General features: G+C 71.7%; 19 protein-coding genes and 1 pseudogene. 6 read left to right on the top strand and 14 right to left on the bottom strand.

Translation table 11 applies throughout. From position 1 onward, the window contains the following. Window positions 1-192 precede the first annotated feature (192 nt). The 5 genes from E1262_RS22870 to uvrA form a co-directional block, all read right to left on the bottom strand. On the bottom strand, window positions 193-1,083 hold the full coding sequence (locus tag E1262_RS22870; protein WP_132105957.1) for a TatD family hydrolase: 891 nt from the start codon (window positions 1,081-1,083) through the stop codon (window positions 193-195). Beyond that, window positions 1,076-2,653, bottom strand: coding sequence for a methionine--tRNA ligase (gene metG, locus E1262_RS22865; protein ID WP_132105955.1), 1,578 nt, complete (start codon window positions 2,651-2,653; stop codon window positions 1,076-1,078). The genes E1262_RS22870 and metG overlap by 8 nt, the downstream gene beginning before the upstream one ends. Window positions 2,654-2,675: 22 nt before the next feature. After that, on the bottom strand, window positions 2,676-3,197 hold the full coding sequence (locus tag E1262_RS22860; RefSeq protein WP_203454232.1) for an SDR family NAD(P)-dependent oxidoreductase: 522 nt from the start codon (window positions 3,195-3,197) through the stop codon (window positions 2,676-2,678). Between the two features lie 50 nt (window positions 3,198-3,247). After that, complete coding sequence (locus E1262_RS22855) at window positions 3,248-4,123, bottom strand: LLM class flavin-dependent oxidoreductase (protein WP_132105951.1); 876 nt, start codon at window positions 4,121-4,123, stop codon at window positions 3,248-3,250. 115 nt (window positions 4,124-4,238) lie between these two features. Beyond that, window positions 4,239-6,785 (bottom strand): excinuclease ABC subunit UvrA, encoded by a 2,547-nt coding sequence (gene uvrA / locus E1262_RS22850; RefSeq protein WP_132105949.1) that lies wholly within the window; start codon window positions 6,783-6,785, stop codon window positions 4,239-4,241. A 106-nt stretch (window positions 6,786-6,891) separates the two neighbouring features. On the opposite strand from uvrA, the gene E1262_RS22845 reads away from it, so the two are divergent. After that, complete coding sequence (locus E1262_RS22845) at window positions 6,892-7,620, top strand: MerR family transcriptional regulator (protein ID WP_132105947.1); 729 nt, start codon at window positions 6,892-6,894, stop codon at window positions 7,618-7,620. A gap of 8 nt (window positions 7,621-7,628) precedes the next feature. On the opposite strand, the gene ligD is transcribed toward E1262_RS22845, so the two are convergent. Then, window positions 7,629-8,903 carry a non-homologous end-joining DNA ligase gene (gene ligD, locus E1262_RS22840; protein WP_132105945.1) on the bottom strand — a complete coding sequence of 425 codons (1,275 nt, stop codon included), beginning with the start codon at window positions 8,901-8,903 and terminating at the stop codon, window positions 7,629-7,631. 176 nt (window positions 8,904-9,079) lie between these two features. Then, window positions 9,080-9,343 (bottom strand): hypothetical protein, encoded by a 264-nt coding sequence (locus E1262_RS22835; protein ID WP_132105943.1) that lies wholly within the window; start codon window positions 9,341-9,343, stop codon window positions 9,080-9,082. A gap of 71 nt (window positions 9,344-9,414) precedes the next feature. Between E1262_RS22835 and E1262_RS22830 the strand changes: the two genes are divergently transcribed. Beyond that, window positions 9,415-10,275, top strand: a complete 861-nt coding sequence (locus E1262_RS22830) for a glycosyltransferase family 2 protein (RefSeq protein ID WP_132105941.1) — start codon at window positions 9,415-9,417, stop codon at window positions 10,273-10,275. A 4-nt stretch (window positions 10,276-10,279) separates the two neighbouring features. Here the strand turns inward: E1262_RS22830 and E1262_RS22825 are convergent, their stop codons facing one another. Together E1262_RS22825 and E1262_RS22820 are read right to left on the bottom strand one after the other, a co-directional pair. Further along, complete coding sequence (locus E1262_RS22825) at window positions 10,280-11,233, bottom strand: sigma-70 family RNA polymerase sigma factor (protein ID WP_132105939.1); 954 nt, start codon at window positions 11,231-11,233, stop codon at window positions 10,280-10,282. A gap of 2 nt (window positions 11,234-11,235) precedes the next feature. Continuing rightward, the gene (locus E1262_RS22820; protein WP_203454230.1) at window positions 11,236-11,577 is read right to left on the bottom strand and encodes a DUF3140 domain-containing protein; all 342 of its coding nucleotides are present in this window, start codon (window positions 11,575-11,577) and stop codon (window positions 11,236-11,238) included. Between the two features lie 127 nt (window positions 11,578-11,704). On the opposite strand from E1262_RS22820, the gene E1262_RS22815 reads away from it, so the two are divergent. Then, window positions 11,705-12,118: a PRC-barrel domain-containing protein gene (locus E1262_RS22815; RefSeq protein ID WP_132105937.1), complete on the top strand. Its 414-nt coding sequence runs from the start codon at window positions 11,705-11,707 to the stop codon at window positions 12,116-12,118. Between the two features lie 140 nt (window positions 12,119-12,258). On the opposite strand, the gene cydB is transcribed toward E1262_RS22815, so the two are convergent. Both cydB and E1262_RS22805 read right to left on the bottom strand, forming a co-directional pair. Next, on the bottom strand, window positions 12,259-13,257 hold the full coding sequence (gene cydB / locus E1262_RS22810) for a cytochrome d ubiquinol oxidase subunit II (RefSeq protein WP_132105935.1): 999 nt from the start codon (window positions 13,255-13,257) through the stop codon (window positions 12,259-12,261). A 14-nt stretch (window positions 13,258-13,271) separates the two neighbouring features. After that, window positions 13,272-14,717 carry a cytochrome ubiquinol oxidase subunit I gene (locus tag E1262_RS22805; protein WP_132105933.1) on the bottom strand — a complete coding sequence of 482 codons (1,446 nt, stop codon included), beginning with the start codon at window positions 14,715-14,717 and terminating at the stop codon, window positions 13,272-13,274. A gap of 87 nt (window positions 14,718-14,804) precedes the next feature. Between E1262_RS22805 and E1262_RS22800 the strand changes: the two genes are divergently transcribed. Both E1262_RS22800 and E1262_RS22795 read left to right on the top strand, forming a co-directional pair. After that, window positions 14,805-15,185, top strand: coding sequence for a BlaI/MecI/CopY family transcriptional regulator (locus tag E1262_RS22800; protein ID WP_132105931.1), 381 nt, complete (start codon window positions 14,805-14,807; stop codon window positions 15,183-15,185). Continuing rightward, window positions 15,182-16,099: a M56 family metallopeptidase gene (locus E1262_RS22795; protein WP_238993019.1), complete on the top strand. Its 918-nt coding sequence runs from the start codon at window positions 15,182-15,184 to the stop codon at window positions 16,097-16,099. Before E1262_RS22800 ends, E1262_RS22795 begins: the two co-directional genes overlap by 4 nt. 466 nt (window positions 16,100-16,565) lie before the next feature. On the opposite strand, the gene rsmI is transcribed toward E1262_RS22795, so the two are convergent. Then, window positions 16,566-17,438, bottom strand: coding sequence for a 16S rRNA (cytidine(1402)-2'-O)-methyltransferase (rsmI, locus tag E1262_RS22790; RefSeq protein WP_203454228.1), 873 nt, complete (start codon window positions 17,436-17,438; stop codon window positions 16,566-16,568). 60 nt (window positions 17,439-17,498) lie between these two features. On the opposite strand from rsmI, the gene E1262_RS22785 reads away from it, so the two are divergent. Continuing rightward, entirely contained in the window at window positions 17,499-19,088 is a 1,590-nt protein-coding gene (locus E1262_RS22785; RefSeq protein ID WP_132105927.1) for a dolichyl-phosphate-mannose--protein mannosyltransferase, read from the top strand. 131 nt (window positions 19,089-19,219) lie between these two features. Here the strand turns inward: E1262_RS22785 and E1262_RS22780 are convergent, their stop codons facing one another. Together E1262_RS22780 and E1262_RS22775 are read right to left on the bottom strand one after the other, a co-directional pair. Next, the gene (locus E1262_RS22780; RefSeq protein ID WP_132105925.1) at window positions 19,220-19,807 is read right to left on the bottom strand and encodes a TMEM165/GDT1 family protein; all 588 of its coding nucleotides are present in this window, start codon (window positions 19,805-19,807) and stop codon (window positions 19,220-19,222) included. 248 nt (window positions 19,808-20,055) lie between these two features. Then, window positions 20,056-20,462, bottom strand: a pseudogene (locus tag E1262_RS22775) (MFS transporter); the annotation flags it as partial.

Here is a 20,462-nt window from a genome sequence, read left to right as displayed (position 1 = left end):
CGACCCCGGCTAACAATCTCGGGACGCTAACGTATCGCGGGGCGCCGGACAACACGTAGAAACCCTTGAACCCGACAAATCGGGCGCGCGACGGCGGGTTGTGACACTGTGACGCTCCCCCACGGGCCGCGTGGGCGGACCCCGGCGCGCGAGCCGTCCGGCAGCTTCTTGACCAGCCGAAACGACTTCGTGTCACCATGTCCCGAAAGCACGGTCTGTGTTCGCCTGGAGCGTGTGACACACCGTCTCGAGGTCCTGCCCCAGCGTCTCGGCGATGCCCCGGACAGTCACCGGGACCAGGTACGACGCATTCGGGCGGCCACGATACGGGTGCGGCGTCAGGAACGGCGCGTCGGTCTCGACGAGTAGCTGCTCCAGCGGCGTGACGGCGAGGGCGGCGCGCAGATCGGCCGCGTTCTTGAACGTGACCGGACCGGCGAAGGACAGGTACCAGCCTCGCTCTGCGACGTCGCGCGCGAAGGTCTCGTTCCCAGAGAAACAGTGAAATATGACACAGTCGGGCGTTTCGGCGTCGTCGAGGACCCGCAGCACGTCGTCGTGGGCGTCGCGGTCGTGGATGGTCAGCGCCAGCTCGCGCCGCCGGGCGATCTCGATGTGTGCCCGTAGCGAGTACTCCTGCGCAGCCCGCCCCTCAGGCCCGGTCCGGAAATGGTCCAGACCGGTCTCGCCGATGCCGCGCACCCGCGGGCTGGACCCGGCCAGCCGGTCGATCTCGGCCAGCGCGTCGTCGAGTTCGCCGGCCGCGGCCAGCTTCGGCGCCTCGTTCGGGTGCAGCGCGACGGTCGCGACGACCGACGGGTACCGCTCGGCGACGTCGACGGCCCAGGCCGCACCAGGCAGGTCGCAGCCGACCTGCACGACGCGGGTCACGTTCGCCTTCGCGGCGGCGTCCAGCGCCTCCGGCGCCCCGAAGGCGTCGCCGTCCTCGCCGTCGGCGATGTCCATGTGGCAGTGCGTGTCGGTGACCGGCAGCGGGAGCGGCTCGGGCAGCGGCGGCCGCGACCGGTCCCGCTTGCGGCCGGACTCGTCCGTGGCCGACCGCCGCTCGCGCGGACTAGTCACCGTTCAGTTCGAGCCGCGGGAACAGCGCGTCGCCCTTGGTGACCTCCGCGCCCGCGACCAGTTGCCCCCAGCGGCCGGCGTCGGCGACCGGCTGAGCGGACAGCGTGCCGAGCGCCTTCTCGGCACCCAGCGACTCCCACAGCTTCGCCGTCGCCTTGGGCATGACCGGGTTCAGCAGCACGGCCAGCACCCGCAGCGCCTCGGCGGAGGAGTACAGGATGGTGGCCAGCCGCTCGTGCTGCGCCTCGTCCTTCGCGACCGCCCACGGCTGCTGCTCGGTGATGTACCCATTGGCGGCGTCGACCAGCGTCCATACGGCGGCCAGCGCCTCGTGCGGCGCCACGCGGTCGACGGCGGCGTCGGCGTCCTGGACGGCCTTCGCTGCGACGGCGGCCAGCGCGGTCTCGGCGTCGGTCTGCGGGCCGGGAGCGGGCAGCGCGCCGTCGAAGTAGCGGCCGATCATCGCCGCCACGCGCGAGGCGAGGTTGCCCAGCCCGTTGGCCAGCTCCGCCTGGTAGCGCGCGGCGATGTCCTCCCACGAGAACGAGCCGTCGTTGCCGAAGGCGATGGCGCGCAGGAAGTAGTAGCGGAACGCGTCGGAGCCGAACGTGTCGGTGATCTGCGCCGGGGCGATGCCGGTGAGCTTGGACTTGCTCATCTTCTCGCCGCCGACCAGCAGCCAGCCGTGCGCGAACACCTTCTGCGGCAGCGGCACGTCCGCCGCCATCAGCATGGCCGGCCAGATGACAGCGTGGAAGCGCAGGATGTCCTTGCCGACGAAGTGGATGTCGGCCGGCCAGGTGCGCGCGAACTTCTCCTCGTCGGCGCCGTACCCGGCCGCCGTCGCGTAGTTGAGCAGCGCGTCGACCCACACGTAGATGATGTGCGACTCGTCCCACGGCACCGTGATGCCCCAGTCGAACGTCGACCGCGAGATCGAGAGGTCCTGCAGGCCCTGCCTGACGAACGCCAGCACCTCGTTGCGGGCGCTCTCGGGCTGCACGAAGCCGGGGTTCTGCTCGTAGAAATCCAGCAGCCGCTCGGTGTAGGCCGACATGCGGAAGAAGTAGTTCGTCTCCGACAGCTTCTCGACCGGCCGGCCGTGGATCGAGCAGACCAGCTGCCCGGCGTACTCGCCGGTCCCTTCGACGAGGTCGCCCGGCTGCTTGTACTCCTCGCAGGCGACGCAGTAATAGCCCTCGTAGGTGCCTTCGAAGATCTCGCCCTTGTCGTACAGGTGCTGGATGAACTCCTTCACCCGCTCGACGTGGCGGTCCTCGGTGGTCCGGATGAAGTCGTCGTTCGACGCGTCGATGGTCTGCAGCACCGGCTTCCAGGCGGTCTCGACCAGCCGGTCGGCCCACTCCTGCGGAGTGACGCCGTTCGCCTGCGCCGTCCGCAGCACCTTCTCGCCGTGCTCGTCGGTGCCGGTGAGGAACCAGACGTCCTCCTGGCGCTGACGGTGCCAGCGGGCGATGAAGTCGGTGGCGACCGTGGTGTACGCGTGGCCGATGTGCGGTGCGTCGTTGACGTAGTAGATCGGCGTGGTGACGTAGAACGCCTGGGGCATGCGCCCGATGGTAGTCCCCGCGTCACCACGGAAGCGTGCCGCCGTCGGTGAAGAAGGCGCCGGTCGGGCCGTCCGGAGGGAGCAGCGCCGCGCGGACGACGACGCGGGCGCCCTCGGCGGCGGGCAGATACCCGGAATGCCCGTTGAGGTCGGTGGCGCAGTAGCCGGGGTTGACGGCGTTGACCTTGATCCCGGCGGCGGCCAGCTCCTGGGCGTACGCGACGGTGACGCCGTTGACCGCGGTCTTCGACGACGAGTACGCGACCAGAGGCAGCTGGCCTGCGAACGGCGACGACGGATCCTGCTGGCGGGTCAGCGACCCGAGTTCGCTGGAGACGTTGACGATGCGACCGGCGGCGGGCCGGCGCAGCAACGGCAACATCGCGTTCGTCACCGCGACGAGGCCGACGACGTTCACCGCGTAGGTGCCGCGCACGTCGTCGACGGAGGTCTCGCTCGGCGGCGCCCAGCCCAGCGCGATACCGGCGTTGTTGACCAGCACGTCGAGCCGGCCGAACTCGTCGTCGACCGCGGCGCCCGGCACGCCCTCACACCAGGCGCTGCAGCTGCTGAAGGTGGTGGGGCTGCAGGACCTCAGAGCTTAGGGACGACGGACTCGAAGAACAGCTCGACCTGCCGCCGGGTGTCGCCGTGCACCGGCCAGAACACGAACGTCTCGAAGCCCAGCCGCTCGCGGTAGTCCGTCAGCGCCTCGGCCCAGTGCCCGGCCGAGCCGACCAGGAGCTGGTCGTTGCGCGGCGGCCGGCCCTCGTCGATGACGCCCATGACGTTGAAGATCCGGCGGACGGCGGACGGGTCGCGCCCGGCGGCGACGGCGGCCTCGTCGACGGCCCGTTGCATCGCAGGGACCTCGTCCAGCGACAGGTACGCGTTGGTGGGCAGCCAGCCGTCGGCGTGCCGGCCGGTGACGGCGAGCATCCGCGGCTTGAACGCGCCGACCCAGATCGGCGGGACGGGATCCGGCGGCGCCCCGGCGACGGCGACGGCGTCGCGCAGCCGGTAGTGGTCGCCGTCGTGGGTCACCGGCCGGCCGGACCACAGCCGGCGCAGCAGCGGGATCGCCTCGTCCAGCGCGCCGATCGCCTGGCCGAGCGTGGACCACTGCGCGCCCCAGCCCGGCAGCCCGTCGTACGGGCCGCCGGCGCCGAGGCCGAGCACGAACCGGCCGCCGCTGGTGTGCTGCAACGTGGCCGCGCCCTTCGCGATCACCGTCGGAGACCGGAACGGCAGCGCCGTCACGTTCGTCGCGACGCGCACGCGCGACGTCCGGGCGAGGAGCAACGGGATCAACGTCCACGCGTCCTGTTCGGACGGCAGGTACGGGTGGTCGGCCACCGTGACGAGGTCCGCGCCGAGCTCCTCGGCGATGGTGGTCGCCTCGAGCAGTTCCGGGAGCCGGCGTGCCGACGCCGGAAGCGCCGCGCCGTACGTGATCGGTGCTGTCGTCATGCCCCCACTCCACAACCTCAACCTCCGTTGAGGTCAACCCCCCACCGCGTTGATCTTGGACAAATCGTGGAATCAATCGGACATTTCACCCCGGAACTCCCCGATTACTCCAAGATCAACTCGAGGTCGGGGCGAGGCGGGATCGGAGGAAGGCGCCGGTACGGGAGTCCGGCGCCGACGCGATGTCCGACGGCGTGCCGGTGACGACGACGCGGCCGCCCGCCACTCCGCCGCCGGGGCCGAGGTCGATCACCCAGTCCGCGGTCCGGATGACGTCGAGATCGTGCTCGATCGCGACGACGGTGTTCCCGGCGTCGACCAGCCGCCGCAGCACGCCGAGCAGCCGCGCGACGTCGTCGACGTGCAGGCCGGTGGTGGGCTCGTCGAGAAGGTAGAGCGTGCGGCCGGTGGACCGGCGGGCCAGCTCCTTCGCCAGCTTGATCCGCTGCGCCTCGCCGCCCGACAGCGTCGTCGTCGGCTGGCCGAGCTGCAGGTAGCCGAGGCCGACGTCGCCCAGCAGCCGCAGCCGGCTCACCGCCGCGGGCACGTCGGCGAACAGCTCGACCGCCTCGGCGACCGTCATGGACAGCGCCTCGGCGACGTCGTGGCCGCGGTATTTCGCCCGCAGGACCTCGCGGGTGAACCGGCGGCCGCGGCAGACCGGGCAGCGCACCTGAACGTCGGGCAGGAAGTGCATCGACACGTTCAGCACCCCGGCGCCGGTGCACCGCTCGCACCGTCCGCCGGGGACGTTGAAGGAGAAGTGCCCGGCGGTGAGGCCGCGCTCGCGGGCTCCGTCGGTGGCGGCGAACGCCTCGCGGATCGGGGTGAACGCGTCGGAGTAGGTGGCGGCGTTGGACCGCGGCATCCGCCCGGCCGCCTGCTGGTCGATCGTCACGACCTTGTCCAGGTGCTCCCAGCCGTCGATGCCGTCGTGGTCGCCGGGCGGGTCGCCGGCGCCGTGGAGCCGCTGCCGGCCGGACTTGTCGACGATGTCCAGCACCAGTGACGACTTCCCCGACCCGGACGGCCCGGTGACGGCGACCAGCCGGCCCAGCGGCAGCTCGACGGTGACGTCCTTCAGGTTGTGCGCGCGGGCGCCGCGCACCACCAGCGCCGAACCCGCACCGTCGGCACTCGGCGAAGGCACGGGCACGCGTAACCGCCCGGACAGGTATGCGCCCGTGACCGACCCGTCCGTCTCCGCCACCTCGTCCGGCGTACCCGCCGCGACCACCCGGCCGCCGTCGCGACCCGCGCCGGGACCGATGTCGATGACGTGGTCGGCGGCCCGGAGCACCTCGAGGTCGTGCTCGATCACCAGCACGGTGTTGCCGAGGTCGCGCAGCCGGCGCAGGACGCCGACCAGCCGGGCGACGTCGGCGGGGTGCAGGCCGATGGTCGGCTCGTCCAGCACGTACAGCACGCCGGTGAGCCCGGATCCGAGCAGCGCCGCCAGCCGCAGCCGCTGCGCCTCGCCGGCGGAGAGGCTAGGCGTCGACCGTTCCAGCGTCAGGTACTCGACGCCGACGTCGACCAGCCGGTGCACCCGTTCGTGCAGGTCGGCGACGACCGGCTCGGCGAACCGCCACTCGTCGGCGGCGACCCGCCCGTGCAGCGCGTCGATCCACGCCGCCAACTCGTCGAGCGGCAGCCGGGCGGCGTCGACGACGGTCAGCCCGGCGACGGTGACGCGCCGGCTCTCCGGCCGCAGCCGGGTGCCGTCGCAGTCGGGGCAGGTCTCCTGGCGCAGCAGCCGCTCGGTCTTCTCGCGGTAGCCGGCGTCCTCGATGCGCTCGGCGTACCGCCGCAGCACGGCGGTCGCGACACCCTCGAACCGGCCGGCGGCGACGGTGCGCGGCGGCGCCTCGTCCGCGACGAGGTGGCGGCGGAACTCTGGGCTCTCGACGCCGTACAGCAGCAGGTCGCGCTGGACGGCGCCGAACTCGCGGACCGGCGCGTACGCGTCGAACTCGAACCCGTAGTGCTTCCCGGCGGCTCGCAGGATCGCGATGTTGCGGTCGGTCGTCACCGGGTGCCAGCCCAGCACCGCGCCCTCGGCGACGCTGACGCCGTCGTCGATCAGCTGGGACACGTCGGGCCGCAGGACGACGCCGAGGCCGGTGCAGGCCGGGCAGGCGCCGGACGGCTTGTTGAAGGAGAAGTCGCCCATGACGAGGTCGGGGACCTCGGTGCCGCAGTGCGGGCAGCCCACGGTCTCGGCGTCGCGCGGCTCGCCGGGCTCGTCGTCCCACGAGTCGTCGTCGCCGGCTTGATAGCTGGGCGGCAGCGGGGCGCCGCAGGCCGGGCACGGACGGTGGCCGATGCGGGCCCACAGCAGTCGCAGGTAGGTGAACACCTCAGTGGCGGTGCCGACGGTGGACCGCGGGCTGCGGTTGGTCAGGTACTGGTCGATGCTGATGGAGGGCGACAGGCCGGTGATGGAGTCGACCGGCGCCTTGCTCACCCAGGCGGTGACCAGCCCGAGCGACTCCATGTACTGACGCTGCCCCTCGCGGTGCAGCAGGTCGAAGGCCAGGGTGGACTTCCCGGAGCCGGACCGGCCGGTCAGCACGACCAGCCGGTTGCGCGGGATGCCGACGGTGAGGTTCTTCAGGTTGTGCAGGCGGGCGTTCGTGACCCTGATCTCGCCGAAATCCATACCTTCAATTCTCTCATTCAAGTCCATATTGAGGGTTGATCTCGGCTTACCGAGGACGCTGCCGCGATAAGCTTCAACTCCCCCGTAGAAGGAGGTTCTGACGACGATGGCGGCGTTGCGGCCGGTGGACCTGGCCCGCACGGTCGGCGTCTCGGCCCAGCAGATCCGCAACTACGAGGACGCCGGCGTGCTGCCGGCCGTGCCGCGGTCGGACTCGGGCTACCGGCAGTTCTCCGAGCGGCACCTGCAGGCGCTGCACACGTACCGGGCGCTGGTGCCGGGCTACGGCGTCGTGGCGGCGCGCTCGATCATGCGGACGGTGCACGACGGCGACGTCGCCGGAGCGCTCGCGCTGGTCGACGCCGTCCACGCCGAGCTGCACGACCACCGGCGGCAGCTGCACGAGACCGCCGGCGCCGTCGAGGCGCTCGCGGCGGGCTCGGCCGGACGCGGCTCGGCCGGCGGGCCGGAGCCGCGGGGCGGGCCGGGCCTGCGGGTCGGCGAGGTGGCCCGGCGGCTCGGCGTGCGCCCCTCGGCGCTGCGGACGTGGGAGGCGGCCGGCCTGCTCACACCCGCGCGCGAGCCGGGCACGTCCTATCGCACCTACACCGCCGACGACGTCCGCGACGCACAGCTGGTCAACCTGCTGCGGCAGAGCAGGTACGGGCTGCCGCAGGTCCGCCTGGTGCTCGGCGAACTGCGCCGCACCGGCAGCACCGCGGCATTGCGCGCCGTCCTCGCCCAGCGGGGCGAGCAGCTGACGGCGCGGGCGCTGGCCATGCTGGACGGCGCCGGCCGGCTGCACACCTACCTGACCGCCGACCCCGCCGGCTGAACGGTGGGTCAGTCGGGCGCGGTGTCGCGGGCGGCCTCGCGCGATGCCTCACGGGCCTCCCGCACGGCCGCGCCGGCGTTGGCCCAGGGCGTCCCGGCCCAGGGGTCGTAGTCGACCTCGAGCGGCTCTTGCTCGGGCCGGCGGTCCTCGGGCACGTGCTGCAGGTTGATGCGGATGCGGTACCAGAGCGAGCTGCGGCCGCGCATGCCGTCGACGAGGATGTCGGCCGGCTCCAGGTGGGGCACGACGTCGGCGTGCTTCTGCTTCCAGCGCTCCAGCCCGGCCATGGCCTCGTCCTTGGTCTTGGCCCGGGCGACCTCGATCAGCGGCATCGTCTGGGTGCGCCGGCCGGTGCCCTTCGGCGGCTTCTCGGCCGGGCCGAGCCGTTCGGCCAGCTCGAGCAGCGGCTCCAGCGAGCCGGCCGACGTCTCGATGCCGGCCCACGGGTCGCCGATCTCGGCGAACCGCCGCGGCGCGGTGGCCAGCGTGAAGTCCTCGGGCCGGCAATGCGGGACCTCGTCCCAGGTCAGCGGCATGGACACGCGGGCGTCGGCCTTGGCGCGCACGGAGTAGGCGGAGGCGACGGTGCGGTCCTTGGCGTTCTGGTTGAAGTCGACGAAGACGCCCTCGCGCTCCTCCTTCCACCACTTGCTGGTCGCGATGTCCGGCGCGCGGTTCTCGACCTCGCGGGCGACGGACTCGGCGGCCAGCCGCACCTGGCGGTACGACCAGTGCGGGTCGATGCGGGTGTAGATGTGGAAGCCGCGGGAGCCCGACGTCTTCGGCCAGGCGGTGAGCCCGTGGTCCTGCAGCACGTCACGAGCGACGGCAGCAACATCAATGATCTGCGGCCACTCGATGCCCGGGTTGGGGTCGAGGTCGATGCGCAGCTCGTCGGGACGGTCGAGGTCCTCGGCGCGGACGGGGTGCGGGTTGAGGTCGATGCAGCCGAGGTTGACCACCCACGCCAGCGCCGCGGCGTCGCGCACGACGACTTCGTCGGCGGACGTGCCGGACCGGTAGCGCAGCGTGGCGACCTCGATCCAGTCGGGCCGTTTCTCAGGAGCCCGCTTCTGGAAGAACGCCTCCTGGTCGATGCCCTTGACGAACCGCTTGAGGATCATCGGCCGGCCTTCGACGCCGCGCAGCGCGCCCTCGGCCACGGCCAGGTAGTACGTGACGATGTCCAGCTTGGTGTGGCCGCCGTCGGGGAAGACCACCTTGTCAGGATGGGTGATCGTCACCTCACGCCCGGCGACCTCGAGCACGTGCGAGGACGGCATTCAACACTCCCTACGTCTCGGGTCGTGCATGCCGAACTCCCTCGCTCCGGTCGTCTCACGTTCCCGACCGACGACTCATGGGAGCCTCCGGCCCCCATTCGACGCCGGTATGCACGACCCTCCACAGGAGACCACCATAGAGGGACCGGGTGACAGGCTCCCGGCGTCGTGGGCGGTCACGACGACGGCGCCGGCTGCGGCTGCGCGGCCTCCTGAGCCAGCACCGCCTCAGCGACCGGGTGCTCCACCAGGGCCAGCACGCGGGTGGACATGAAGCGGGCGGTGCGTACCGGCGTGCCGGACCGCGTGACCTCCGCGACCACGACCACGCCGCGCCCGATGGTGACGTCGACCCGGCGGCCGGCCTTCGTGGCCACCACCTCGTAGGTGCGCGTGGTGTCGCCGGCGTCGATGACGATCTCGACCCTGTCGCCCTTCATGGGTCCTCCGTCCCCTCGTCCATCCCGCGGCCGGAGTGCGCACGCCGGCTCCGTCCGGGTACGGGGCCGGGATGAGCAGCCCACTGGACGACCTGGTCACCACGGTAGTGATCACGCGCGACGGCGGCGACACACTCGTGCGGACGATGCCGCGGCACCGCGGGCCGGTGATCGTCGTCGACAACGGGTCCACGGACGGCAGCGTCGGCGCGGCGGTGCGTGGCCGCGACGGCGTGCGGGTGGTCCGGCTGCCCGGCAACCTCGGCGCGACGGCGCGCAACCTCGGCGTCGCGCTGGCCCGGACGCCGTATGTCGCGTTCGCCGACGACGACTCGTGGTGGGCACCCGGCGCGACCGCCCGGGCGGCGGCGCTGCTCGACGCTCATCCGGACGTCGCGCTGGTGGCGGCGCGGATCCTGGTCGGTCCCGGCGAGCGGCCGGACCCGCTGTGCGACCGGATGCTCGACTCGCCGCTGCCCTCCTGGCACGACGGGGACGGGCGCGCGGCGGGCCGGCAGATCGTCGGGTTCGTGGCGTGCGCCGCGGTGGTCCGGCGCGACGCGTTCCTGCGCGCCGGCGGGTTCGACGACGTGGTCTTCTTCGCCGGCGAGGAGGAGCGGCTGGCGCTCGACCTCATGGCGGACGGCTGGCGTCTGGTGCACGCGCCCGATGTCGTGGCGCACCACGATCCGCAGCAGGCCCGCGATCGCCGTCAGCGGTCCCGGTTACTGGTCCGCAACGGCATCCTGACGGCGGTCATGCGGCGGCCGTGGCCGGTGGCGTTGGGGCGGATGGGGACGGCCTTGCGCACGGCGGACGGGCGGCGTGGGCTGGCGGCGGCGGTGCCGCGGGCGTGGGCCGGGCTGCGTCGGCGCCGCCCGGTGCCGCTCGCGGTGGAGCGGGCGGTGAGCACCGTCGAGCGGTTCGGCTGACGTCTCAGCTGGCCCATTCCAGCAGCGGCTCACGCCGCTGCGGATCGCGCAGTTCGGCGAGCGACTGCTTCTCCAGCTGCCGCACCCGCTCCTTCGTCAGGCCCACCCGCTCGGCGACCTCCTGCAACGTGTGCTCACGCCCGTCGTTCAGGCCGTACCGCAGCGTGATGATCAGTGCCTCGCGCGGCGGCAGTGTGTCGACCAGCGCCCGGATCTCCTGCGCCAGCGCGTGATATTCGACGACGTCGGAGGCCTGCAGGACCTCGGTGTCCTCGATGAGGTCGCCGATGCTCGCGCTGCCCTCGTCGCCGACCGGCGTGTCCAGGCTGACGGTGTCGCGCGCGATGCGGCGCAGCTCGATCACCCGCTCCTCCGTCAGGTCCGACTCGGCCGCGACCTCGGCGGCGGTCGGTGTGCGACCCAGCGCCACCTGCAGCTTCCGTTCCACCCGGCCGAGCTTCGTGATGGTCTCCAGGACGTGCACCGGCAGCCGGATCGTGCGGGCCCGCTCGGCCTTGCCGCGCTCGATGGCCTGCCGGATCCACCACATCGCATACGTGGAGAACTTGAACCCCCTCGTGTAGTCGAACTTCTCGACCGCACGGATGAGACCGAGATTGCCCTCCTGCACGACGTCCAAGAAGGACAGGCCGGTATTGCGGTAGTACCTGCGCGCCGCCGACACGACCAGCCGCAGGTTCGCCCGGATCATGTGATCCTTCGCCCGCTCACCGTCGCGCACCAGCGCCTCCAGCTCCGCCCGCGACGCCGAGCCGCCGCCGGACTCCAGCAGCTCCGCGGCGTAGACACCGGCTTCGATCCGCCGCGCCAGCTCGACCTCCTCGGCCGCCGACAGCAGCGGCGTCGCGCTGATCTGCTTCAGGTACTGGCCGACCAGGTCATAGTCCTCGTCCGGCTGGCGGGGCTCGCTGCGCAGCGTGGCGTCGTGGCGGGCCATCGTCAGCCGGTCCGGTAGGGATCGTGGCCCACCGTCATCAGGCGGTGCCGGCGCCGCTCGTCGGCGAGGATCTCGTCCTGCGTCAGACCGTCGGTCTCGCTCTCGACGACCTCGATGACCCGCGCCATCGCGTCGAGATCCTCGTCGGTGAGGTCGACCCGCCGCTTGCCCAGGATCTCGATCACGGCCGTGCCCAGCGGCGCCGCCGGCTCGTCGCCCGGCAGCGGCCCGTCCAGCTCCGGCTGCACACCGACCCAATCGGTGAGCTCGCGCGAGGTCATGTTGACCACCTGGTGGAAACGATCCCAGATCTCTTCGACCTCCACGGGCGTGTAGTTCGTCACGAGAACCTCCAGTCTCTGGTCCCTCACGTGGCGGCTACCCAGCCGCGGACGCCGTAAACAGCGTGCGGCCCGGCCCCGACGGGGTACGGACCAAGGGAGGTCCATGGGATCGAAGGGAGTTCTCCCGATGACCACCGACACTCCGCACACGCTGGTTCATATCTCCGACTCCGGTCTGGCCGTGCCGGCCGACGACGACGTCCGCGGCCGCGAGGTCGTGGACCGCAACGGCGACGAGGTCGGCACCGTCGACGACCTCGTCATCGACCCGGACGAGAAGAAGGTGCGCTTCCTGCAGGTCGGCTCCGGCGGCTTCCTCGGCCTCGGCGAGAAGAAGCAGCTGATCCCCGTCGACGCCATCGTGAAGATCGATGAGAAGGTGCACATCGCCCAGGACCGCGGCCACGTGGCCGGCGCGCCGGCCTACGACCCGGACCTGGTACCGGCCCGCGAGTACTACGAGGAGCTGTACGGCTACTACGGCTACCCGCCGTTCTGGGCGGCCGGCTACGCCTACCCGCCGTACCCGTTCTACCTGTGACCGGCCGACGACGAGGTCGGTCCGCCGCGGCCGCGGCCTCCCTCCCGAAGTTGATCTTGGAGTAACGGGGCAATTGCGGGGGGGAAATGTCCGATGAATACCCCACTTTCTCCAAGATCAACGCGGTGCTGGGGGGCGGGCTAGGGGATGTGCTGGACCCCGATCCGCTGGCGGAACATCCAGTAGACCCAGCTCTGGTAGGCGAGGACCGCCGGCACGAACGGCACCGCCACCCAGGTCATCACGGTGAGCGTGTAGTCCGACGACGACGCGTTGGCGGTGGTCAGGCCGTTGGCGGCGTCCAGCGTCGACGGCAGCACGTCGGGATAGAGCGCGGCGAACAGCGTCGCTGCGGTGGCGGCCACCGTGGCGAACGTCGCGGTGAACGCCCAGCCCTCGCGGCCGCGCGCGTTCGCCGTCGCCCCGGCCGCGATCGCCGCCACCGCGATCAGCGCCGTGGCCGCCGCCAGCCGCGACGGAGTGTCGTCGCGCAACAGCGTCCACCCGAGGAACCCGGCCAGCACGACGGCGACCGGCACCGCGAGCCGGCCGGCCAGCCGCCGCGCCCGCTCGCGGATGTCGCCGACGGTCTTCAGCCCGAGGTAGTGAGCACCGTGCAGTAGCGCCAGCGTGAGCGTGACGACACCGCCGAGCAGCGTGTACGGCGTCACGACGTCGCCGAGGTTCCCGACGAAGTCGTGCCCGGCGTCCAGCGGCAGGCCCTGCACGAACGCCGCCAGCAGGACGCCCCACACGAACGCCGGGACCGCCGAGCCGACGAAGATCACCAGGTCCCAGCGGCGGCGCCAGGTCTCGGTGTCGCCCTTGGCGCGGTACTCGAACGCCAGCCCGCGGCCGATCAACGTCAGCAGGATCAGCACCAGCGGCAGGTAGTACGCCGACCACGCCGTCGCGTACCACTCGGGGAACGCGGCGAACGTCGCGCCGACCGCGGTGATGACCCAGACCTCGTTGCCGTCCCAGACCGGTCCGATCGTGTTGATGAGGACGCGGCGCTCGGTGTCGTCGCGGGCGAACCGGCGGGTCAACATGCCGACGCCGAAGTCGAAGCCCTCGAGCGTGAGGTAGCCGGTCCACAGGACCGCGATGAGCAGGAACCAGAAGGTGCTCAACTCCATGATCGCCACTCCCCTCAGTACGCGAAGCTCAGCGGCTTGTCGGCGTCGGCGTCCTCGTCCTCCTCGCGGACCGGGCGGGGAGTGACGTCGGGCAGGCCAGGCCGCGCGTGCTTGAGCAGCAGGTGCACCCAGAGCCAGGTCAGGCCGGCGTAGAGCACGGTGAACGCAGCGAGCGAGACGAACACCGATGTGGTGGTGGAGCTGGGGCTGATCCCGGACGCCGTCGGCATCAGGCCGAACACCAGCCACGGCTGCCGGCCCATCTCGGTGAAGATCCAGCCGAACGCGTTTCCGGCCAATGGAAGAATTGGTAGCACCGTCGTGATGCGCAGCGCCCAGGGCGACGTCGGGACGCGTCCGCGTCTGGTGGCCCACAGCTGCCACAGTGCGATCAGCCCGGCCAGCCCGCCCATCGTGATCATCATCCGGAACGTCCAGTACGTGACCGGGATGTTCGGGCTGTAGTCGCCGGGGCCGTAGAGCTCCTCGTACTCCGCCTGCAGGTCGTTGATGCCTCGCACCTCGCCGTCGAACGACCCCGTGCCCAGGAACGACAGCAGCTGCGGGATCTCGATCGAGTACAGCGCCTCGCTGCCGTCGAGCGTGCCGACGGTGAACAGCGAGAACGGCGCCGGCTGTTGCGTCTCGTACAGCGCCTCGGCGGCGGCCATCTTCATCGGCTGCACCTCGGTCATGATCTTGCCCTGGGTGTCGCCGGTGATCGCGACGCCGATGCCGCCGACGAGGACGGTGACGGCGCCGATCCGCAGCGCGGTCCGGAAGGCGCCCTGGTCGCTGGGCTTGCCGGGCGCGGCGTCGTCCGGGCTGCGAGCGCCGCGGACCAGGTGCCACATCGCGACCGCCGCGACCACGCCGCCGCCCACCATGAACGCCGCGAAGATCGTGTGCGGGAACGTGATGAGCAGCACCTTGTTCGTCAGCACCGCCCAGATGTCGGTGAGTTCGGCCCGCCCGGCCGCCTCGTCGATCTCGTAGCCGACGGGGTTCTGCATGAACGAGTTCGCGGCCAGGATGAAGTACGCCGAGAGCAGCGTCCCGCAGGCGGTGATCCAGATCGTCGCCAGGTGGATCTTCGGCGGGATGCGGCCCCAGCCGAAGATCCATACGCCGACGAAGACCGACTCCAGGTAGAACGCGAGCAGCGCCTCCATCGCCAGCGGCGCGCCGAACACGTCGCCGACGAACCGGCTGAAGTCGCTCCAGTTCATGCCGAACTGGAACTCCTGTACCAGGCCGGTGACCACGCCGACGGCCAGGTTGATCAGCAGCAGCTTCCCGAAGAACTTCGTCAGCCGCAGCCAGCGCTCGCTCTTCGTGCGCATCCAGACCGACTGCATGATCGCGACGAGGAACGCCATCGAGATGGTGAACGGGACGAAGAAGAAGTGCACCACCGTCGTGATGCCGAACTGCCAGCGGGCGAGGTCCAGCACGTCCATCGTCGAGCGCCCTTCGGTGTGTACTACGTTCCGTCGTAGATACTACGACACACCGTAGTACTACGAGCAGTCGGTAGACTGTGAGATATGCCGGGACGAGCGAAGCTGGGCGACCTCGAACGCGCTGTCATGGAGCAGTTGTGGGCGTTCGGGTCGCCGGCCACCGTGCGACAGGTGCACGAGGCGCTGGCCGCCTCGCGCGACATCGCGTACACGACGGTCATGACGGTGCTCGACCGGCTGGCCCGTAAGGGGTCGGTCGAGCAACTGCGCGACGGCCGCGCCTTTCGCTACCGGCCGGCGATGAGTCGTGAGGAGCTCACCGCCGAGCTCATGCACGAGGCGCTCGACACCGTCGACGGCTCGGACCGGACGGCAGCGCTGCTGCGGTTCGTCGGCTCCGTGTCCGAGGACGACGCGCGGGCGCTGCGCGAGGCGCTGGAGGCGGTCGAGAGGTCGTCGTCGTGACCGAGACGACCCCTGTCGTCCTGCTGGCCCTCGCGTTGCTGCTGACCGGGCCGGTGCCGGCGCTGCTGGCCCGGGCGTCGTGGCCGGCACTGGCGCCGCGGGCGGCACTGGTGCTGTGGCAGGCGGTCGCGCTGGCGGCCGTGCTGTCGGCACTGGGCGCGGGCGCCTCGGCGGGGACGCTGGTCATGACGCATCCGTCGCCGTCCTCGTGGCTGGTGGTGCTGCACGGGGTGGCGTTCCTGCTGACGCTGGTGGTGACGGCACGGCTGCTGTGGTCGGCGCACATGCTCGGCACGGCGCTGCGGGCCCGGCGACGCCGGCAGCGCCACGTCGTCGACCTCGTCGGGCGCGTCGACGGACGAGCGCCGGGCGCGCTGGTGGTCGACGTCGCGCGGCCGCTGGCGTACTGCATTCCCGGCGTCCGGTCGCGGGTGGTGGTGTCCGCGCCGGCTCTGGACGCGCTGGAGGCCGACGAGACGGCAGCCGTACTGGCGCACGAGCGGGCGCACGTCCGGGCCCGGCACGACCTCGTGCTCGAGGGCTTCGGCGTCCTGCACGACGCGTTCCCGCGGCTGGTGCGCAGCTCGGTGGCGTTGGAGTCGGCGGCCGGCCTGGTCGAGATGCTGGCCGACGACGCCGCCCGCCGGCGCAGTGGCGCGGTGCCGCTGGCCCGGGCGCTGGTCCGCATGGCCCACGCCCCGGTCCCGGCCGGCGCGCTGGGGTCGGCGGCGGTGACCCCGGCGATGCGGATCCGGCGGCTGGCCGCGTCGCCGTCTGCGCGGGGTTCGCACGGCGTGCCCGCGTGGCTGGTCGCGGCGCTGGCCTACGCGGTCGCCGTCGCGCTCGTCGCGGTGCCGACGGTCGCGGTCGCGGTGCCGTGGCTGACGGCGCTGTCCCGCGCTCTCGGCCCCTGACGCCCGACCGGATCCGTGGCGGCGTCGGCCCGGACGACTCGTTGGCCGGTGTGTCCTTCGCCGGGGGCCTGCCGCGTTCGCCGTCCCCCTGCTGCCCATTCTCTTGGCCGCGCAACCGCGCCTCAAGCGGACTGTGGGGCGCTTCGCGCCGACGACGACCGCTTGACCCGCGGCTCCGCGGCAAAGAACCGGCAGCTACCAGGGGACGGGGCGAGTCTGGACACACCTCGACGTTCCTTGGCGCGGTTTCGGGTGTGGCGTCATCGGCGTTCGCGCACGCCACCACGATTACCTGAGCCGCAACACGGTTGTAGGCGTGTTGAGGCTCAGGTAATCGTGGTGGGCGGCCCGCGAAACACGGCCAAATCTCACCACGTGGACACCGACACACGTTCCACGGGGCGGGCGGTGCCCGCACTTCCCCGTCGTCGACCGGTGCATCAACATGACGAGACCCGCCGGCATTTCAGTCGGCGACGTCGTCGGCCGCCTTGGCCGCCACGACCGCGGCGTACACCTCCCGCTTGGGCAGCCCCAGCTCGCGGGCGACGTCGGCGATCGCCTCCTTGCGGCGCACGCCGGCCGCCTCGCGCTCGACCACCAGCTCCACCGCGTCGGCGGCCGTCGCGGTCGCCGAGCGGGGCGGCGCGCCCTCGACGACTAACGTGATCTCTCCCAGCGGGCCGTCCTCGGCCGCCCACTCCGCGAGCGAGCTCAGCGGCCCGCGCTTGACCTCCTCGTGGGTCTTGGTCAGCTCGCGGCACACGGCCGCCGCCCGGTCCGCGCCGAATGCCGCCGCCATCGCCGTCAGCGTGTCGGCCAGCCGGTGCCGCGACTCGAAGAAGACCAGCGTGCGCGGTTCGTCCGCGAGCGCCGCGAACGCCCGCGACCGCTCCCCCGGCCGCCGCGGCGGGAAGCCCTCGAAGCAGAACCGGTCCACGGGTAGCCCGCTGACCGCCAGCGCCGTCAGCACCGCCGACGGTCCCGGCACCGAGGTCACCCGCACGCCAGCCTCGACGGCCGCCGCCACCAGCCGGTACCCGGGGTCGGACACCGACGGCATGCCGGCGTCGGTCACCAGCACCACGCGCGCGCCGTCCGTCAGCGCTGTCAGCAGCTCCGGCGTCCGCGCGGACTCGTTGCCCTCGAAGTACGACACCAGCCGCCCGGCGATGGTCACACCCAGCGACGACGCCAGCCGGAGCAGCCGCCGGGTGTCCTCCGCGGCCACCACGTCGGCCGCCGCCAGTTCCGCCGCCAGCCGCGGCGGAGCGTCGCCGACATCACCGATCGGGGTGCCGGCCAGCACCAGGACGCCGTCCGCCGTCGAGTTCGCCACCCGCCCATCCTCGCGCAACTGTGGGCCGTGCTTCACAGCGAGCACTCGTAGGATGACCCGGTGACCCAGACGGTTGACGCCCCCGAGGCTTCCGACACGGCGCGGTCCGCGGCCGCGATCCGGGCCCGCCTCGTCCGGCCGATGCCGGCCGACCGTATCTGGGGCTGGATCGGCCCGCTGCTGGTCGGCGTGGTCGCGGCGGTGCTGCGTCTGGTCGACCTCGGCCGGCCGAACAAGATCATCTTTGACGAGACGTACTACGCCAAGGACGCCTACTCGCAGCTGTTGTTCGGCTACTCGCGCAAGTTCACCGAGGACGCCAACGAGCGGATCCTGAACGGCGACCTCGACGTCTTCCTGAACGAGCCATCGTTCGTCGTGCACCCGCCGGTCGGCAAGTTCCTCATCGGCCAGGGCATCCGGGTCTTCGGCATGGACCCGTTCGGTTGGCGCATCGCCGTCGCGCTGTGCGGCGTGGCGACGGTGATCATGATCGCCCGCATCGGGCGGCGGCTGTTCCGGTCGACGCTGCTCGGGTGCGTGGCGGGCCTGATGCTCGCCGTCGACGGCCTGTCCATCGTGATGAGCCGGACGGCGGTGCTCGACGGCATCCTGGCGATGTTCGTCGTCGCGGCGTTCGGCTGTCTGCTGATCGATCGCGACCAGATGCGGGCGAAGTACGCCGACTGGGCCGAAGCGCGGCTGGCCCGCGGCCTGACGGAGCCGGGTGACGGCCCGCTGTTCTGGTGGCGTCCGTGGCGGCTGGCGGCCGGCATCATGCTCGGCCTGGCCTGCGGGACGAAGTGGAGCGGGCTGTACGCCGTCGCGGTGTTCGGCCTGATGACGGTGTTGTGGGAGATCGGCGCCCGGCGCGCTGCCGGCCTGCGCAGCCCCGTCCTCAACTCGATGCTGCGCGACGGGCCGGTGGCGTTCCTGTCGATGGTCGTCACAGCGTTCGTGGTGTACGTGGTGTCGTGGTGGGGCTGGATCTTCTCGTCGAACGGGTGGAGCCGGCAGTGGGCGACGGAGAACGCGCCGTCCGCGCTGGGCACGCTGTTCCCGAACTGGGCACGCAGCCTGTGGCATTACCACGGTGAGATGTGGCGGTTCCATCGCGATCTCAACACCCCGCACGACTACCAGTCCAAGCCGTGGGAGTGGCTCTACCTCGGCCGGCCGGTGTCGTTCGACTACGAGGGCTACGACCTCGGCCAGGCCGGCTGCCAGGCCGAACGCTGCAGCCAGGCGGTGCTCGCGCTCGGCACGCCGCCGCTGTGGTGGGGCGCCTGCGCCGCGCTGCTGGTGTGCCTGTGGTGGTGGTTCTTCCGCCGCGACTGGCGGGCCGGGGCGATCCTGGCCGGCGTCATCGCGACCTGGGTGCCGTGGCTGTTGTTCACCGACCGCACGATCTTCTACTTCTACGCGGTCGCAATCGTGCCGTTCCTGGTGCTGGCCGTGACGTTCGCGCTGGGGCTGATCATCGGGCCACCGGACGCCTCACCGCGCCGGCGCGCCGTCGGGGTGGCCATCGCCGGCGGCTACGTGCTGATCGTGGTCGCGGTGGCGGCGTGGTTCTACCCGATCCACGTCGACCAGCTGATCTCATACGACGAATGGCGCTCCCGTATGTGGTTCAGCAGCTGGATCTGACCCTCAGATATCGTCGGGCCAGGCATAGCCCCAGCGAAGGTCGCCCTGGCTCGTGCCTCGCACCGACGATATCGAGGAGGCCTCCGGCCCCCTCTCATCGCCGGTCTGCCCGGCCCTCCTGGGCCGCTGCGTCAGGTGAGCTCTGCGATCCCCTCGACCAGCAGCCAGAGGCCGAACAGGACGAACAGCGCGGCGGCGCCGATCTGGATCAGCCGCTCCGGGAGCCGCTGACCGAGGTACCGCCCGACGGCGATGGCCAGCGCGTCGGCGGCCACCATGCCGACGGTCGACCCGATCCAGACGCCGGCCCAGTCGTGGTCGGCGGCCAGCGTGATGGTGGCGAGCATGGTCTTGTCGCCCAGCTCGGCCAGGAAGAACGCGGTGCCGACGGCGATGACGGCGGTCCGGGTGGCCCGCTCGGCCCTGCTCTTCTCCTCGTCGGTCAGGGTGTCGCCGCGCCACGTCCACGCCGCGAAGCCGAAGAACGCGACCGCCGCGATGACATTGATCCAGCCGGTCGGGAGCGCCTCGCCCAGGCCGAAGCCGATCGCGACCGACGCCAGGTGGACGACCGTGGTCGCGATGGTGATGCCGAGGATGACGTGCCACGCCTTGAAGCGGGTGGCGAACGTCAACGCCATCAGCTGGGACTTGTCACCGAGCTCGGCGACGAAGATGACGCCGAAGCTCACGAGGAACGCGGCCCAAATCTCGGCCATCGGATCCCTTCCGGTCACGCCAGGACCGGAAGACGCGAGACTCCGACCCCGGCAATGCTGCCAGTGGTCGAAGGTCTCGCCCGCCTCGAGAACGAGGCCGCGCGGCCGGACGCCGGAGCGTCAGTGTGTCGACCGCGACATTGGGGGCTACTCCCCTTCGCTGCGAGCAGCCTACCGGGACCGCCGATCGGGAATCCAGCCGACGTGCGCATACTCACATACGATCCGTCGGGCTCACACCCCGGCGTTCACCGCCCGGCCATCTCGCCGTCAGCCGACGGGGCCGCGGTCCGGTCCGCGCGGGCGGCGCGGAGGACGACCAGTGCCGCCGCCGCCATGATCGCCGCGCCGACCAGCGCCGGCACGTTGACCTCGGTTGCCTCGGCCAGCGCGCCGAACAGCAACGCACCGGCCGGCGCCCCGACGATGCCCAGAGTGCGCCCGGCGGAGCTGACCCGGCCGAGCAGCTCATCGGGCGTCCGCTGCTGCGTCAGCGACACGAAGTGCACGTTGACCACCATGCCCGCGACCCCGAAGACCGCCAGCGCCACCGCCGTCGCCGCCGGGTGAGCGACGCCGCCGATGACGAGCAGGCAGCCGGTCTGCACGGCGAGCGCCAGCACCATGGCCGGCACCCCACCACCCGCCCACCGCC

The sequence above is a fragment of the Jiangella aurantiaca genome (assembly GCF_004349105.1).
GTDB lineage: Bacteria > Actinomycetota > Actinomycetes > Jiangellales > Jiangellaceae > Jiangella > Jiangella aurantiaca.
The sequence above is the reverse complement of the archived record's forward strand: the minus strand, read 5'-3'. Positions and strand labels throughout refer to the sequence as shown.